This window comes from Marinomonas sp. 63XJN7_7_ISO-PGPR-S23-202, from assembly GCF_056173505.1.
Genome location: NZ_CM149677.1, coordinates 4,582,296 through 4,598,204 on the forward strand (window position 1 = coordinate 4,582,296; position 15,909 = coordinate 4,598,204).

Consider the following 15,909-nt stretch of genomic DNA (forward strand, 5'->3'; position numbering starts at 1 on the left):
TTGCGTTTTTGCCGTTCATCTATTGACCAAATATCAATAGAACTCGCGTTCAAAAAATCTGCCCAATTCTACTCTGATACACCCATGGCGTCCACTCAATAGCGTCAAAAATAGGTAAAAACTCACGATTAAAGCAAATTCACTCTTGACTTTTTGGTCAGGATTAATTTCAGGTACGACCTACGACTAGCACAACAACCCATCGGCAACCTTTTGTGTGGCTTCGTAGCCTTCAAGATTCGCCAATACGCCAAGGGCAAACGCCATGGCTGTTGCTGGGCCTTGACTGGTAATAATATTGCCATCCATCACCACAGGCTGATCAGAAACATATTCCGCACCCGTTAACCCTTTTTCAAAACTAGGATAGCAAGTAGCCTGTTTATCAACCACAAAACCATGGGTACCAAATACTAGTGCTGGTGAGGCACAAATGGCGCAGAGTAGCGCATCCTGAATATCGTGTTTTTCCAACATATCGATCAAAAGCTCACAGTCACGTAGATGCTCTGCCCCAGGCATTCCGCCAGGCAGAACAATAGCATCGTATTGTTTGTCCGCCACATCGGTCAATAGCACGTCCGCTTCTAGCTTACTCCCAAACGCCATTGTCACTTGCTTAGCCTCTTCTATACTGGCGACTGTCACCTCGACACCACCACGGCGTAGTACATCAATAATGGTAATGGCTTCAATATCTTCACTGCCATTGGCAATGGGAACTAATACGTTACTCATGGTCTTTCTCCTTGATATGAAATGGTTAGATTAAACAACAGCGCCGCTTCATTACCCTGCTCGCTTTGATAGTAGTTTTTACGCCGTCCCATCAATTCAAAGCCAAGCGATTTATATAGGGTAATCGCGCCTAAGTTCGATTCCCGCACCTCAAGTAAACACTCACTGACAGGCTGTTCTCTGCTCATATTTTGCCGCTTGATAGCGTCGAACCAATGTGCCATCAATTTTCTTGCTAAGCCTTGTCGACGAAAAAAACGATCAACCACAATGAGCTCAAGTTCAGATTGCTCAAATAACATGGACGCCGTCAGCCAAGCAGAAATGTTTATACTACCCTGCTCATCACAACTTTCAATGACCCAGTTTTGGCGAGTCGCCAAGGCGTCTTTGATCAGATTCTCCCCCCAAGGATGTGGATTAGAATCCATATCAAGGAGCACAATCGCCTCAAGATCCTCTATTGAGGCGGAACGAATACGATGCTGCGGCAAGTTAACTGTATGGATCATTTACACAACTCCAAATCGTGTCACACCGATAAATTATTAGAAAAGGGCTGTTTGCATGATTTGCCATGCTTCTTTGCGCAACTCAGGAATACGAAATAACTCAGGTAGACTGACAATACGAGCGACCGGGAAGGCGTTTAATGGGCTGTCACTTGGTAGTTCATCAAATAGCTCGCCAATGCTAGCACCAGCTAGCACTATTTTAGGCGGTGATAGGAAGGACTTACTAACACGCTGTACGAAGCCTTCTAACGCACCCAACAACCAATCTTGACGCGGTACAAAGTATGGATTTCTAAGACCACCAGGCCACGATAAGGCACTGCTCGACCACTCTTCAATCGGCTGTTTTAAAAGTGCTTGGCCCATTTTCAATGCTAAGCGCTCAATGTCTTCCTGCTGAGTGAACGCCGTTGGCACCTCTGTCAAAATAAGCAACTGATTCGCCAGGGCAAACGCACGCAGTTCAAGACGCATGATCTTACGTTTAGTCGGCTCAGCGTCTTCTACGGGGACATCAATGTCGACGGCGTACTCTTCGATTGGCTGCAGATCTTCGACAATAATATCGGGGCCAGCATTAAGCTGCTCACGCAAATTGGCAACAGATTGTTCTTTCGCTTCAGGCGCCACCACTTGCGGCGGCTTTTCAACCACACCAAAGCCTTGCATCTGATCCGCAATCACTTGAGTTTTAGCAACTGGCTCAAACGCTTGATCCATCGGCCAAGGATTAGCGGGATAAAAAACCGTTCCCGATGCGACCTGATTGTCTGGCAGCCAAGTCATCACCCCAATTTGGGCCAAGCAATGCACCTGAAACGCCTGCTGATGATCCAATTCCTGCGTCATAACACCCTTTATTTCAACGAAAAAGACAATGATCACACCACAAAAACAAGGATGCTCTCATTAAATCGACATGCTTATAAAAACAATCTATGTGCTTTTGCCAAACAGCCGACGACCAAAGAGCATTTACCAAACAAAGTGCGCTAATAGCTGCATCACCGCAAACGCCGCAACACCGGCGAGAATATCGTCAATCATAATACCAAAACCGCCATGAACATTTTTATCAAACCAAGAAATCGGCCAAGGTTTCAAAATATCAAATAAACGGAATAACACAAACCCCACGGCAATATACAGCCAGCCCGTTGGCGCTAACCACATGGTAATCCAAAAGCCGACAAACTCATCCCATACAATACCAGAATGATCGTGTACTCCTAGGTCTTTGGCCGTTTTATGGCACAGAAAAATACCCAATAAAGAAGCCGCAACCAACATAAAAAAATACTGAATATCAGACAAATACTGCCAAATAAAAAAGAAAGGAATAATCGCCGCTAAAGTACCAAACGTACCCGGAGCTTTAGGGGCAGCCCCCGATCCTAAGCCAAAGGCAAGAAAATGAATAGGATTACGCCAAATCGACGCAGGAACAGGATGTGTCATGAATAATGTCCGTTAATTATCGTCAAGAGCTTTGCACAGCTTTTACACGCGCCAATGCCCTACTAAAAATGCTGCCAACCACCAAGATCGCCATCGTATCCGTTAATGGTAAAGCCAGACTCAACAATAGTCCCAACTTTCACACAGGGTAGATGCAACGTTTGAATGATCAGTTGAATGTCTTGGGCAGCGCTTGATGGGGCAGTAAAACACAACTCATAATCATCACCACCTGTTAAGGCTAATGATAACGCCGACTCGGGTTGCCACGCCACTAACTCTGACGAAATTGGCAAAGCGTTTGCTTCCAAATGCGCTCCCACGTTGGAAGCCGTTAAAATATGCTGAATATCTTGTGCTAAGCCATCGGAAATATCCATCATGGAATGCACAACACGTTTAAGCGCCATACCAGCAATTAAGCGAGGTTGAGGCCGCCAAAAGCGCTCATAAAAATAATCAAATCGTTCACTGGTCACATGCAGCTCTCCAGTCACGATTGGAACAGCGGCAGCGGCATCGCCCAATAAACCAGTGATGTAGATATCGTCACCGACTTTGGCATTAGCTCGTAATGGTACTTGATCAGCCTCCACGTATCCATGTACTTGCAAAGTAAGGGTTAACGGCCCTTTAGTGGTATCTCCACCCACTAGAATCAGCCCTATTGGTTCGGCCAACTCCGCCATCCCTTGGGCTAACCCTGCTAACCACTGGGGATCCGACTCCTGAATCGTCAGTCCCAAGGTAAAAAAAGCGGGCTTTGCCCCCATAGCAGCCAAGTCGCTCACACAGGTTGCCACCGCTCGATAACCAATATCCACAGGATCCGCATCAAAAGGAAAATGTCGCCCTTCCACCAAGGTATCCATGGAAAACACTAGACTTTGCCCTGCTGGCACCTGTACCTGAGCGCAATCGTCCCCAATCCCCAGCAAAATATCCTCACGACCACGCGTATTCGCCATCATCGAGGCCTGGAAGATATGTTTGATCAACTCGAATTCTTTCAAAAACCTACCCTTACTACTGACATAACCGACCAGATCATCATCCTGATGTTTGGCAAGTGTAATGTGAAAGCAGAAGGATACTAGATTGTGGAGTGGATGTCAGAAGCAAAACAAGGCCTATCGCGTGATAACGGACCGCCCCTGATTTGTGACGTTAACGTTTATTGAAGAAATTTATCACCAAAGTACACTCCCAGAGAATGGTGTTTTTTTGAAAGACGCTCGAGAGGACAGCAACACCTCAAACGGTTAAAATCTCAAAAAGCCGCTAAGCTGTAGATCTCAACGCTCTCTTCTTAAGTGAACAACACAGGACATCGACCAGGGATTTTTATAAAAATAAAGAAGGTATCGTCTAATAAGAAACACCTTTTCAATTACTCTTCACCCTATGTCCAGATTACATATTGAGCAGTAATCTATATTGTTGGCTTTCAGAAAAAAAGAAAAAACAGAGTGGAGTCAGACTTCTAAGAATGGCACTGTTAAATTGTTATTGGCTGAGTCACCGCTTGATGGATATTAGCATTAGCCACATCAAATATTTTTTCTGCTAACTGAATAGACTCTTGTCTATGAGCAATCACCACTCGTGTGACACCTAATTGACAACATCAATATAAGAATAAGGTTTGAAGCTAGCATTAACGAAGGAGCCAAATAGAAAAACATACTCTATTGGAAAAATATTATTTCTTGCAACAACTCCTCTCCTAAAAATCAAACGCTTACCTTTTCTTTAGAGATCTATGATGAGCAAAAATAAAGTTTTCCTCTACTATAGAAACTCCAAAATAGCGAATTATTTTCCTGTTTTAGTTCAGGTAAAAAAACAAAAAAATTTAATGATGAATTAATTTATCCGCCCACTCTCCCAAAAAATAACTTACTTTGTATAATATAAGTATTGATATTATAACAATAGGATAGATTGACCATCCTATATTATCTTTTTTATTGCGATACCTAGCAGCTACAACCACTCCTAAAAAAACATACCATATTAATAAAAACAACTCAGGTATTTGCACTGAGAAGATAACACCAAATAGAGATGGAAGTATAAGCCCTGTAAAAATAACTATACGGTTTTTTCCTAGAAAAACCAAAAGCCTCTCGAAAAATTTCAACATCACAAAACACCTCTTTATATTTTCCATAAGTAGTGCAGAGCCATTATTAAATAGCTCTGCACTTTCTTGGCTCGTGAATCCAACCATTCACCAATCTCATAACTCGCATAGCCTATACCTCATCCCACAACAGCTCCAACTGGCCCACCTTCGACAAACCCCGCAATAGCACCTGCACTAGCTCCAGAAACTGCATTTATTTCGTCATTTGAGAGAGGTAAAAATTAAGAATAATTATTTAATAATATGAACCGAGTGCCTTCTAAATGTAGGTAAGTTTTTGTACCCACAATAGAAAGTCTAATAGTCATCCATGACAGTAATATTTTATAAAAATATAAAACCTTATAGAAACCAGAGAAATCATAGTAAACTAAATTGTGAATAATTTATCACCCCTTTTGGGGCTATTTTTGCTCCTTAATATCTAAACCAGCACGAAGTAACAGTATTTTTAAGTGATCATTAATCAGCTCAAGGCGATCTTGTAGACGATGATTGAAGGTCAGCCCCACAACGGCAATACCAATACCTAACGCCGTTGCATATAAAGCCGAACCAATACTCTTAGACACCAAACTAGGGTCAGATACTCCAGACTCCGCCAACGCTTTGAATGTATCAATAATACCAAAAATAGTGCCCAGCAAACCAAGCAATGGAGCCCCGGCAACGATAGCCTCTAAAATCCACAACCTTTTGACGAGCAGCCCTCTCATTGAGATGTAAATGGCTTGGCTTAAATCTTCCAATTCATTATGGGAACTGACTTCGCCAACCCCTTCAAAAAACTCTTTCAGTAGAGCAAGAGGTAAACAATTCTTACTTCGAACTGTCTCCGGAATATCATCAAATTGGCGAATCCGCTGTTTTAATACTTTTTCAAGCTTACGAGACTGACGCAAGGTAAACGAAAAATAAATACTTCTCTCAACAATAACAAAAACACCAACAATGGAAGCAAAATACATGATGTAAAATGTTGCGTCATGTATAAAATTCATATCTATATTCATGAAAAACCCTATTAACAATAAAAAATTGATTTGAAAACAATTTTTCTTAGACTAAATTAAAAACTAGCTTCTAGTGAAACCTCAAAAAAACGCTCCTCCCCCACTAAATATCGTGGGCTACTCGCTTTATAGGTATTACCATTACTTGTATGTTTTTGTGAAGAGAAAGAGTTCGAATCAACACCAGAAAGGTAGTCTTTATTGAGCAAGTTATTGACAGATAAACGCACTGTTGGTTTTTTTATTGTCGTAGATACATATGGAATACGATAGCCTAGCGAAAGATCAAGAATACCGTAACCAGGAATAGACTGTTCGTTTGTCATATCGCCGTATTGTTTCCCTACAATATGCTCAGCTAGTGACCCATAATAGATACCATTATCATATCCTAACATAAGGTTAAGTATATGCTTTGGTACCCCAGCAACTTGATTACCTTTTGTTGGCAAAGTCACGCCATTAGAGGATATATCATTTTTTTGCTCAGACTTTGTATAAGTATAAGAAGCATAATAATTAAAGTTCTGAGGAAGCAGACCACTAAGCTCAAGTTCTATTCCCGAGTTAACCACTTTACCAATATTTTTCATAATATATTGGTTATCACTGTTTTTAGTAGAAATTTGTCTATTCGTAAAGGCTAAATGATAGAGTGTAGCACTGTAGTTGATAGCATCTGATTGATAACGCCAGCCTAACTCATTATTCCAACTTAGCTCTGGTTTTGTACTAATAGAATCACCAGCATTATAAAGAGCATAATTTTGTGGTGTACGCATATTTTCAGATACATTATAAAAAACCGAATTATTATTATTCACTTGATATTTAACACTTGCATTCGGTAATACATGGGAATAAGTGGCCGACACTTTTTTAGGTTGATCAAACAAGCTTCCTTTATTATTACCTTCGCGCTTAACATGGGTATAATTTACACCTCCAAATAAAGTCAAATTATCGGTGGCATTCCAAGTATCATTTAAGAAAATCTTTTGCGCTGGCGTAATCGTAATATACTGGCGCCCTTGAACGGTTCTACCATTCGCATCTTTCACTTGATTAGGGTTATCGAAATTAGCCCATATATCTGATGGACTACCATCACTATTAAGAGGAATATAAGGCTTACTTTGACGTTGTCTTGCTCGTTCATACCAGTAGCCCACTTCAACATTATTGACCATACTGGAAGCCCAATCGAATTTTGTCGTAATACCTGGGCGCCAGGTTTCAGTCCAAAAGGGGCGATAGTAGCTACCTGATGTCAATACGCCATCTTCTTTATATTGATTTGAAGTTTTTAGATTACTAAGATCATATATGCCACCTTTATTAGAACCACTGTTTAGATTCTGAATAAATGCTGACGCCCCTCCACCATTTGCCACATAGAAATAGGGAGAAACGGTAAAAAGCAAAGAGTCACTAATATGAAACCGTCCAGTAACGGAAGAGGTGATATTTTCAAACGGGTTCTGAGCTTGCTTATAATAGCTACCTGAAATATATCGAGAGCCATTTTTAGTTTTAGTTTCTATTCTATCAGGAAGGTCGAATTTGTGGTTGGCATGATATTGAGATAATGTTGGTGTTCCATATTCAATACCTTCTTGCCTATGCCATTTAATAATAGCATTAACGCTATTTCCATCATCTCCTCTCCAAAGAGAGTTAAGCTCTATTTTATCTGCTTTTATATCACCAGGACCTTTCCATTTTTCCGAGGTGGCGTGAGACAGAGATAAATAGTTTTCAAAACCACCAATATTACCAGTATTGAAACGTACAAATGTTTTCTTTAAGTTATGACTGCCGAAAATCTGTTTAACAAAAGCCCCTGAATCTTTCGTTGGTCTTACAGAAACCAATCCTATATTGCCACCACTAGATCCTATATGGGGAGCATCGCTGTCTGACGTACCTTGAGTAACAAAAACTTCCTCCAGATTTTCAGGGTCACCTAACAAGTTAGGATATACCTTATAATTGCCTGAGTCATTAATAGGAATACCATCCATTGTCACTCCTATTTGGCTTGCATCCATGCCTCGCATAGTGAATTGAAAACCACTAAGACCCGTATCATCATTACTGATAACAGACATACCAGGTGTATATTTTAATTTATCAATGCCATTTTCTGTCGACGCCTGTTTATTCAATGCTTCCTTTGTGACGGTAGAACGAGCTTTGGCAGCGTCTTCCTGGACCATTTGTCCGCTGTCCTTCGCTTGTCCTTCCACACTCACTGTGCCGACATCGACTGAGTCACTAGCAAATACATAGCTGGATACGCTACCAATTAAGCCAACGCCCATTAGTCCTAGGAAAAACCTACCATTGTTCATTTATTAACTCCTCTTAATAATTTATGAACGGATCGTCAACTCATTGATACCTTATTGACCAACCGTATATACAAATGTCGCTGTAAATCGATAATAGTTATGTCCATCAAAACTACCTTTTGGAAAAGGTGCCACGTGTTCTATCCGTCTTAGACTTTGATAAGCTGCTCTATTAAGCAACATACTACGAGATTTTTTTTCTATCCCTCGATCTATAATATTTCCCGCTCTATCTACTTTAAGCCATACAACAACACTTCCTTGTGGTCGTTGTAATGAGGCCGCTCTCCCTCTTGGATATTGCTTATAGTTTTCCAATTCTGAACGTATGTTTTGTATATATTCAGCCTCTAACGAAGGTGATTGATTTGAAGAGGCATGCATGCCTTTTTCTTTAGAAATCACTTCAGAGCCTACTTTCCCTGATATTTTTTTATCAGATCGAGTTTTCATTAACGATTTTTCATTATTAGCCACTTTATTTTTATCTGTTTTTATATTTTTAATTTTTGGAGATGCTTTAACCGGCTTTGGTTTGGGCTTTTCAACCGGCTTTGGTTTGGGCTTCTCAACCGGCTTTGGCTTTGGTTTCTCAACCGGCTTTGGCTTTGGTTTCTCAACCGGCTTTGGCTTTGGTTTCTCAACCGGCTTTGGCTTTGGTTTCTCAACCGGCTTTGGCTTTGGTTTCTCAACCGGTTTTGGTTTTGGCTTCTCAACCGGCTTTGGCTTTGGCTTCTCAACCGGTTTTGGCTTTGGTTTCTCAACCAACCTTGGTTTTGGCTTCTCAACTGGCTTTGGCGTTTCTTCTATCTTCTTTTCTGGCGGCTCAACAGGCTGAGGTGGTGGCGTTTCTATTACCTTTGGCCGAGGAGTTTCAACAGGGTTAGGAGCTGAGCTTGAAGTATTAGCATAAGCAGCATTCACAAGGGCGACATTAACAGTTGATAGGTCATATTTTTGTTTTATGTCTAATGAAGGTTGCTGTATCAAATATAGACAAAAACCTAACACTATAAAAACTGGCAAACATGCCAGAAAATAACGATTTTTATATATAAAAAACATATTGTCGTTCTTATTAGTTTTTATTTTTTGTTGCGATAGAAATGGATTTAAAGCCACTGCCTTTTAGCAAATCCATTATCGACACTAAGCGCTGGACGTCGATTCCTTTATCGCATCGAATAATAATCACTAAATTTTTATTCTTCTCTTTTAGCTGCTTTAAACTATCAAGCATTTTGCTTTTCGATATATCTTTCCCATCTAACTGCAATCTGTCATTTTTGCCCAAGGTGATAATAGCGTTATTTTGAGGCTTTAATACTTGAGCGTGGCCTGATTCAGGAAGAGATGTTTTAATTCCCAATGCAGGTATAACATTCAAGCTAATCAAAATAAAAAAAACCAATAAAAACATCATCACATCAATCATTGGAATAATTTCAATATGAAGACGCTTCTTAGTGGGCTCGTTCCAACTTCGCATAATTTAAAACACCATTAAAATGACAATAAAAATCTATACAGCACTAAAAATTTAGACTGCAAAAAATAAAAAACGCTTATCAATCCTGACTGCTTGGTCATAGTAGTTTTTTATAATGACAAAAAAACGACAAAAAAATTACACCATAATTAAAAAGAGAAGTTAAAAAGCGAAATAGGTTATATAAAAAATTGTTTTGATATTTTTTATAGAGGAATCAATAAGATAGAAAAAGATTAGCAGATAAAATTAAATACTTTATTTGGCTACAAAAATATTTTTAATGGTGCCTATTACTAGAAGGGTAATGGAATAAAACCTAATATACTCGATAACTATCCATGTGGCTGTCCGAAAGAAAGAAGGGGCTGCAGCCCCTACTTTTCTGGAATGGTCACTCCCTCTGGAACAATCACAAAAAACTTAAATTCAGCCTTAGATTGTTGCTCCAATTCAACCAGTTTTTCAATGATGTGTGCAGTCAGCACATGCCCTTTAGACAGCAAAAAAGCCCCTTTATGGTTTTCTAGGTTTCTCGATAACACCATGCCAGGAACCAACTGTTGCGACCAGATTCGCTGGTCATTGATGGGTTCCTCTAATTGATAAGTCGACAACACTACTTTCAGGGTTTCGACAATATCTGCTGCGTAATTTTCACCCACTCGAGCACTTAAATAACGCAATGCTTCAACATGAGTTAAAGGCTCTGCTAGCATCCGACCATTCATCAATTCTATGTAGTCGTTCGCTACTGTTAATATTTGCGCACTCCTCGATATAAACTTTTCCCAGTCCCCATTAGGAAAGCCTTTACCATTTAAGTATTCTTTATGCTGAAGAATAACTTCAGCCATCGGCCATAGTTGCCGAACACAGGTTAATAAGGTACTGCCCATCATAGGATACTGTTCGTATTCTTCCTTTTGCTCGGGTGTTAATTCCTCGTATGGAATTTTCAGAATCTCATCAGACAAACACACTTGACCGATATAGCGCATTTTGGCCGCGCCTTGTAGAACATCCACTTCTTTCTCAGTCATCTGCAAACGAGTGCCCATATCTCTTACCAATGATACAATATCAGGCACATGTATCTCAGATTTAGGCTGACGCATGTCCAGCAACCCAGCGAACAAATCAATGACATTACGGTAGTTTTCTTTTAAGTTTTCATTAATTTGAATAATTTTGGAGGAGCGTTCCTTCACGGTCGCTTCTAAAGAGTCATTCAGCGCTTTAAGCTTCGTATTTTGTTCTTGTACCACACGTTGTAATTGCGCATTTTGTTTCTTTAGTTGGGTGTTTGTCAGCGCACTTTCCACTAAAGATATTAAGCTCTCATCGTCCCACGGCTTTTCAACATAGTGAGAGACTTTTCCTCGATTCACGGCATCCACAATCGCACTTATATCGGCATAACCAGTAAGGAGAATACGGGTTGTGTCTGGGTAGGTGTCGGCGACAATCGCCAGAAATTCGGGCCCTGTCATCTCGGGCATACGTGCGTCACTAATGATCACATCAATGGTGTGCTCTTTAAGAGTGTCCAGTCCTTCTTGACCACTATTGGCAATGTATATGGTGCACTTGAGTTTACGGAAGAGCCGACGCAGGGATGAAAGCACATTTGCCTCGTCATCGACCAGTAATATACTGGGAACCTCTACCACATGAGTCTGATCAATCATTGTATTTGTCATCTTCACTCTCCCTCTTCAGAGATCGTTGTACTGCTACCTCAGGTAAGGCAACCAAATACTAAATACCGTGCCTATACCAAGCTCACTCGTTACATCGATCGTGCCGTTATGCGCTTCAACGATTCCATAAGAAATAGACAAGCCCAACCCTGTCCCTACCCCCACTTCTTTCGTTGTAAAGAAAGGGTTAAAAATAGAGTCCAAGTGTTTGGGATCAATGCCACTGCCATTATCGGCGACACTAATCTGTACACCGTTCTCTTTATTCTCAACACTCACCGTCAACTTACCCTGCTCATTCATCGCATGAGAAGCGTTCACGAACAGGTTTAAAAACACCTGCAACAATTCGCCACTTTTCCCCATCACAGGTTGAACAGTTTCCATTTTTTTGATGACTTTTCCCTTATATTTAAGCTCGTTATGGGCCATGTTTAAGGCTTCATCAATGATGCTAACAATATCGCACTGCTCTTTTTGATGATCCGATTGCCGCGAAAAGCGCTTTAACCCACCCACAATATCCAGAATTCTTTTCACACCATGTTGGGACTCTTCGAGTAAGCTCTTACTATCCTCCAACAAAAACTCCATATCAATATCCCGCCACAGGGTATCCAACACTTTAGCCGATTCACTTAGCGAGTCACATCTTAACAAGGCCTGATCCACCAATGACTTTACCGCTGTCACATACTCAACAAAATCATCAACATACCCACTCAAGGCCCCCATATTGCTTTTAATAAATCCCATCGGATTATTAATTTCGTGTGCAATACCTGCTGATAACTGACCAACGGTAGCCATTTTTTCCGATTGCACTAACTTTTTTTGGGTCTCTTTCAGCGCATCATTGGCAACTTTGACGTTTTCATAGCTCGCCAACAATTTATCTTCTTGATAACGGTGTTCCATCATAATCGCCAGCTGCTTCATACCAACGCGGAACATTTCGATTTCTTTTTGCTGTCTTGATGTTAACCCTTGGCTAAACAAAATAATGATGCCACTAAGATAGTCCAAGCTGATAATGGGCAGAGCCACTGCCGTATCGATGGCGACGTTATCAATCGTCACCGCTACCGTTTGAAAATGCGTTCTTCTTGACTCTCTAACCTTCTCCTCAATCTCACAGGCCAACAAATCTAAGTCGGAGCGAGCAATAGAAGCATTTCCCATACTTAAATTTTCTTCATTACGCAGTAAATCAGAACGAAAATCCGCTTGATTAGGATCAAAGGGAAAATGAAAGTACACAGCAAATGGCACTTCACTCAAGCGCAACATATCCTTCACTATCGTTGGCAAAAAGTCCCGTAATCGCGGTTTTTCAAGGCCATAACGGCCAATGTGAATAAGAAACTTATTTTCTCGCAGAGCCAGTTCCAGGGATTCCACATTGTCATTCAAAGATTGATTGGCCAAATGGAGTTCTCGACTTTTGTCCTCGAGGATACTCTCAGCTCTTTTGCGAGCGGTGCGTTCACGTAAAAAAGCCGCTTCATAATCCATGATCGCCCCCCTGAAAATTTAGTCTTGCTTGACCTGTTCTTGCTCGACCAGCAATAGACAGTGATCTGCCCCTTCATGCATACAACATTCATGTGTTATGGAAACAGACATTCCAAAACTTTCCGCCGCCTGATGCACCAAGCCAATGGCTAATAAACACATTTTACGAGGCGACTGATAATATAGCTTCACGCCTGTATCAAACTTCTCTTGAACAATTAATTTAGGTGTCACCGCATCAGGGTAGAGCTTATGTACTTCCACGTGAATCACAGAATCCACCGCCTCTAACAGCGTCCAAAGATCCGGGTAATCTCTCATTGAGGGCGGCAAGCTGTGCATTAGACCTTTATACAAATAACGACCAAAGGCTTCGACGAGTTGATTCACCGGGATATTGGTGTCATCTGACAAAGCAACCACCAGAGACAGAATCTCTTGGTCATCATAGTTTTCAGATGCGGTATAAATACCGCCGCTGGGTAAGTCACAATTTGCCAGCAAGGTTTCCCAACATGAAATCCCAAATTGCTCTTCCACCATTTCTTGGAAGTTAGTAAAAACGCTTCCTCTCATACGCTTTCTCACTTTGATCGCCTACTCTCTTTTCAGGTTAGTCAAAAGCTGGCGGAATGCTTATGGGGTTTTGGTGTTGATACGTAATATTTTGTTTAACTTGAAAGGGTTAGAGAAAGGACGAACAGCTGACATAAAAAACCCCATTATTCACTAACGAATAATGGGGTTTTAAACTATCAGTTAATCATACTTTCGGTGAGCATTAACTCACCGTTTATTGATTACTTATTGGACTGTCGACGAGCAGCGATTTCTTCACGACGAAGACGCTGAGCCAGCTTATCCAAAATACCATTGACATATTTATGGCTTTCGGTTGCGCCAAAGCCTTTCGCCAATTCCACGCCTTCGTTGATCGCAACACGATAGGGAACATCCAAACGCTCAGACAATTCAAACGCGCCAAGGCGTAACACAGCCAATTCAATGGGATCGAGCTCGCTCAAAGGGCGATCTAACAACTCTTCGAACAGGTCATCCAGTTTTTTTGCACGGCTGGTAACGCCCTGCAGCAATTCACGAAAATACAGCTTGTCACAAGCACTCATGTCTTGATCCAAGGTGAATTGTGTTTCGATCTCACTAACAGAAGATTGGTTCATCTGCCATTGGTAGACCGCTTGTAATGCCAAACCACGAGACGCGCTGCGCATCTGAGAACGTGAAGGTTTTTTATCCTTACGTTTCGGTGCCGGGTTTTGGTCGTTGGTTGTTTCCACTTCGCTCATTTTTTGCCTCAGTTATCCAGACTACGTAGGACAGCCACGGTCTCAAGAGCAGAGATTGCCGCTTCTGCCCCTTTGTTGCCCGCTTTCGTGCCCGCACGCTCAATCGCCTGCTCAATGGTGTCGACGGTTAACACGCCAAACGACACCGGAATACCATATTGTAATGCAACGTGGCTAAGGCCACTCACACATTCACCTGCCACATACTCAAAATGCGGCGTACCACCTCGAATGACCGCACCTAATGCAATGATGCCATCGTACTTACCTTGATCCGCTACTTTCTTAACGATCACCGGAATCTCAAAGGCACCAGGGGCACGAACAATCGTCAAATCTTCTTTGCGAATACCATGACGAATCAAAGTATCAACCGCACCATCTAACAAACTTTCAACAACATAGCTGTTAAAACGGCCAACTACGAGCGCAAATTTCGCACCAGGCGCTGAAAAATGCCCTTCGTAAGTCGTAATATCCTTCATGACAACCTCTCTTCTAATCTTGCTTAACGGTTGCGTCAGGCGCCCCCGCGTAAGGAATAAACTCTACTGCTTCAAGGTCAAACCCTGTCACGGAGAACTTTTTAGGCGAGCTTAGTAAGCACATTTTACGAATGCCAAGGTCGCGCAAAATTTGTGATCCAGTCCCAACCGTCAAATACGTACCGGAACCACTCTGATCCGGCCCTTTACCTGCCGGTGGATGAATCGATGTGGCAAAGCTACTCGCTAAATCCATCGGTTTGTCATGGGTGTCCACTAAGACAACCACACCTTTGCCAGCGTGCCCGATATAATCCAATGCTTTACTCATGGACCAACGCGGCTCATCCGATTCACCAATAATGCCAGCAAAATCACGTGCTGGATCCGCCACATGCACACGCACTAACGTCGGTTCATCCGCAGCAATCTCACCCTTCACAAACGCAAGGTGAGAAAGCCCTTGAACGGTATCGCGATAAGTAATTAAGTTGAACTCGCCCGCTTCCGTTTGTACCACGCTCTCGCTTTCACGTTCTACGGTGGTCTCATTTAACGTGCGATAATGGATCAGGTCAGCGATTGTACCAATTTTTAAGCCATGTTTCTCGGCAAACTTCTCTAAATCTGGTCTTCTTGCCATAGTGCCATCGTCATTAATGATTTCCACGATCACAGAGGCCCCTTCGTAGCCTGCCATACGCGCTAAATCACATCCGGCTTCTGTATGACCCGCTCGACTTAATACCCCGCCCGCACGAGCCATCAATGGGAAAACATGACCTGGCTGAACGATATCGGAAGGTTTGGCATTCGCCATTACGGCACGTTTTACCGTCAGTGCACGATCGGCTGCCGAAATACCAGTGGTTACCCCTTCAGCCGCTTCGATAGACAGCGTGAAATTGGTGGAATACACCGTACCATTGTCGTTGACCATCAAAGGGAGATTTAATTGCTTACAACGCTCAGGCGTTAACGTTAGGCAAATCAAGCCACGGGCATGGACTGCCATAAAGTTGATAATCTCTGGCGTAATGCACTCGGCAGCGACGATTATGTCCCCTTCGTTTTCTCGGTCCTCGTCATCCATCAAGATGACCATTTTACCTTGACGGATATCGGCTAAAATTTCTTCTACACTGTTTAACGCCATCGTAATCTCACTTCTTATTGTTAGGAC

16 protein-coding genes are annotated in these 15,909 nt (G+C 41.9%); all 16 read right to left on the minus strand.

The genetic code is table 11. The features are described from left to right. Nucleotides 1-186: 186 nt before the first annotated feature. Nucleotides 187-738: a DJ-1 family glyoxalase III gene (locus AC0VYG_RS21070; protein ID WP_067020279.1), complete on the minus strand. Its 552-nt coding sequence runs from the start codon at nucleotides 736-738 to the stop codon at nucleotides 187-189. Continuing rightward, on the minus strand, nucleotides 735-1,250 hold the full coding sequence (locus tag AC0VYG_RS21075) for a GNAT family N-acetyltransferase (protein ID WP_475429842.1): 516 nt from the start codon (nucleotides 1,248-1,250) through the stop codon (nucleotides 735-737). Before AC0VYG_RS21075 ends, AC0VYG_RS21070 begins: the two co-directional genes overlap by 4 nt. A 36-nt stretch (nucleotides 1,251-1,286) precedes the next feature. Next, nucleotides 1,287-2,102, minus strand: a complete 816-nt coding sequence (locus tag AC0VYG_RS21080; protein ID WP_475429843.1) for a hypothetical protein — start codon at nucleotides 2,100-2,102, stop codon at nucleotides 1,287-1,289. Nucleotides 2,103-2,228: 126 nt separating this feature from the next. Then, nucleotides 2,229-2,711: a phosphatidylglycerophosphatase A family protein gene (locus AC0VYG_RS21085; protein ID WP_067020270.1), complete on the minus strand. Its 483-nt coding sequence runs from the start codon at nucleotides 2,709-2,711 to the stop codon at nucleotides 2,229-2,231. 62 nt (nucleotides 2,712-2,773) lie between these two features. Continuing rightward, on the minus strand, nucleotides 2,774-3,724 hold the full coding sequence (gene thiL / locus AC0VYG_RS21090; protein WP_475429844.1) for a thiamine-phosphate kinase: 951 nt from the start codon (nucleotides 3,722-3,724) through the stop codon (nucleotides 2,774-2,776). A gap of 842 nt (nucleotides 3,725-4,566) precedes the next feature. Continuing rightward, nucleotides 4,567-4,944 carry a hypothetical protein gene (locus AC0VYG_RS21095; protein ID WP_475429845.1) on the minus strand — a complete coding sequence of 126 codons (378 nt, stop codon included), beginning with the start codon at nucleotides 4,942-4,944 and terminating at the stop codon, nucleotides 4,567-4,569. 320 nt (nucleotides 4,945-5,264) lie between these two features. Further along, nucleotides 5,265-5,861 carry a MotA/TolQ/ExbB proton channel family protein gene (locus AC0VYG_RS21100; protein WP_217491189.1) on the minus strand — a complete coding sequence of 199 codons (597 nt, stop codon included), beginning with the start codon at nucleotides 5,859-5,861 and terminating at the stop codon, nucleotides 5,265-5,267. 68 nt (nucleotides 5,862-5,929) lie between these two features. Continuing rightward, nucleotides 5,930-8,227, minus strand: coding sequence for a TonB-dependent receptor (locus tag AC0VYG_RS21105; protein ID WP_475429846.1), 2,298 nt, complete (start codon nucleotides 8,225-8,227; stop codon nucleotides 5,930-5,932). Between the two features lie 51 nt (nucleotides 8,228-8,278). Continuing rightward, nucleotides 8,279-9,292: an energy transducer TonB family protein gene (locus tag AC0VYG_RS21110; protein WP_475429847.1), complete on the minus strand. Its 1,014-nt coding sequence runs from the start codon at nucleotides 9,290-9,292 to the stop codon at nucleotides 8,279-8,281. A gap of 13 nt (nucleotides 9,293-9,305) precedes the next feature. Beyond that, complete coding sequence (locus tag AC0VYG_RS21115) at nucleotides 9,306-9,716, minus strand: ExbD/TolR family protein (protein ID WP_475429848.1); 411 nt, start codon at nucleotides 9,714-9,716, stop codon at nucleotides 9,306-9,308. Between the two features lie 377 nt (nucleotides 9,717-10,093). Then, the gene (gene nosR, locus AC0VYG_RS21120) at nucleotides 10,094-11,419 is read right to left on the minus strand and encodes a response regulator c-di-GMP phosphodiesterase, NosR family (protein WP_475429849.1); all 1,326 of its coding nucleotides are present in this window, start codon (nucleotides 11,417-11,419) and stop codon (nucleotides 10,094-10,096) included. A gap of 33 nt (nucleotides 11,420-11,452) precedes the next feature. After that, on the minus strand, nucleotides 11,453-12,934 hold the full coding sequence (locus AC0VYG_RS21125; protein WP_475429850.1) for a sensor histidine kinase: 1,482 nt from the start codon (nucleotides 12,932-12,934) through the stop codon (nucleotides 11,453-11,455). An 18-nt stretch (nucleotides 12,935-12,952) separates the two neighbouring features. Continuing rightward, on the minus strand, nucleotides 12,953-13,510 hold the full coding sequence (locus tag AC0VYG_RS21130; protein WP_475429851.1) for a heme NO-binding domain-containing protein: 558 nt from the start codon (nucleotides 13,508-13,510) through the stop codon (nucleotides 12,953-12,955). A gap of 224 nt (nucleotides 13,511-13,734) precedes the next feature. Next, entirely contained in the window at nucleotides 13,735-14,241 is a 507-nt protein-coding gene (gene nusB, locus AC0VYG_RS21135) for a transcription antitermination factor NusB (protein WP_475429852.1), read from the minus strand. 8 nt (nucleotides 14,242-14,249) lie between these two features. After that, entirely contained in the window at nucleotides 14,250-14,726 is a 477-nt protein-coding gene (gene ribH / locus AC0VYG_RS21140) for a 6,7-dimethyl-8-ribityllumazine synthase (protein WP_067020242.1), read from the minus strand. A 13-nt stretch (nucleotides 14,727-14,739) separates the two neighbouring features. Beyond that, nucleotides 14,740-15,882 carry a bifunctional 3,4-dihydroxy-2-butanone-4-phosphate synthase/GTP cyclohydrolase II gene (ribBA, locus tag AC0VYG_RS21145; protein WP_475429853.1) on the minus strand — a complete coding sequence of 381 codons (1,143 nt, stop codon included), beginning with the start codon at nucleotides 15,880-15,882 and terminating at the stop codon, nucleotides 14,740-14,742. Between the last annotated feature and the right edge of the window lie 27 nt (nucleotides 15,883-15,909).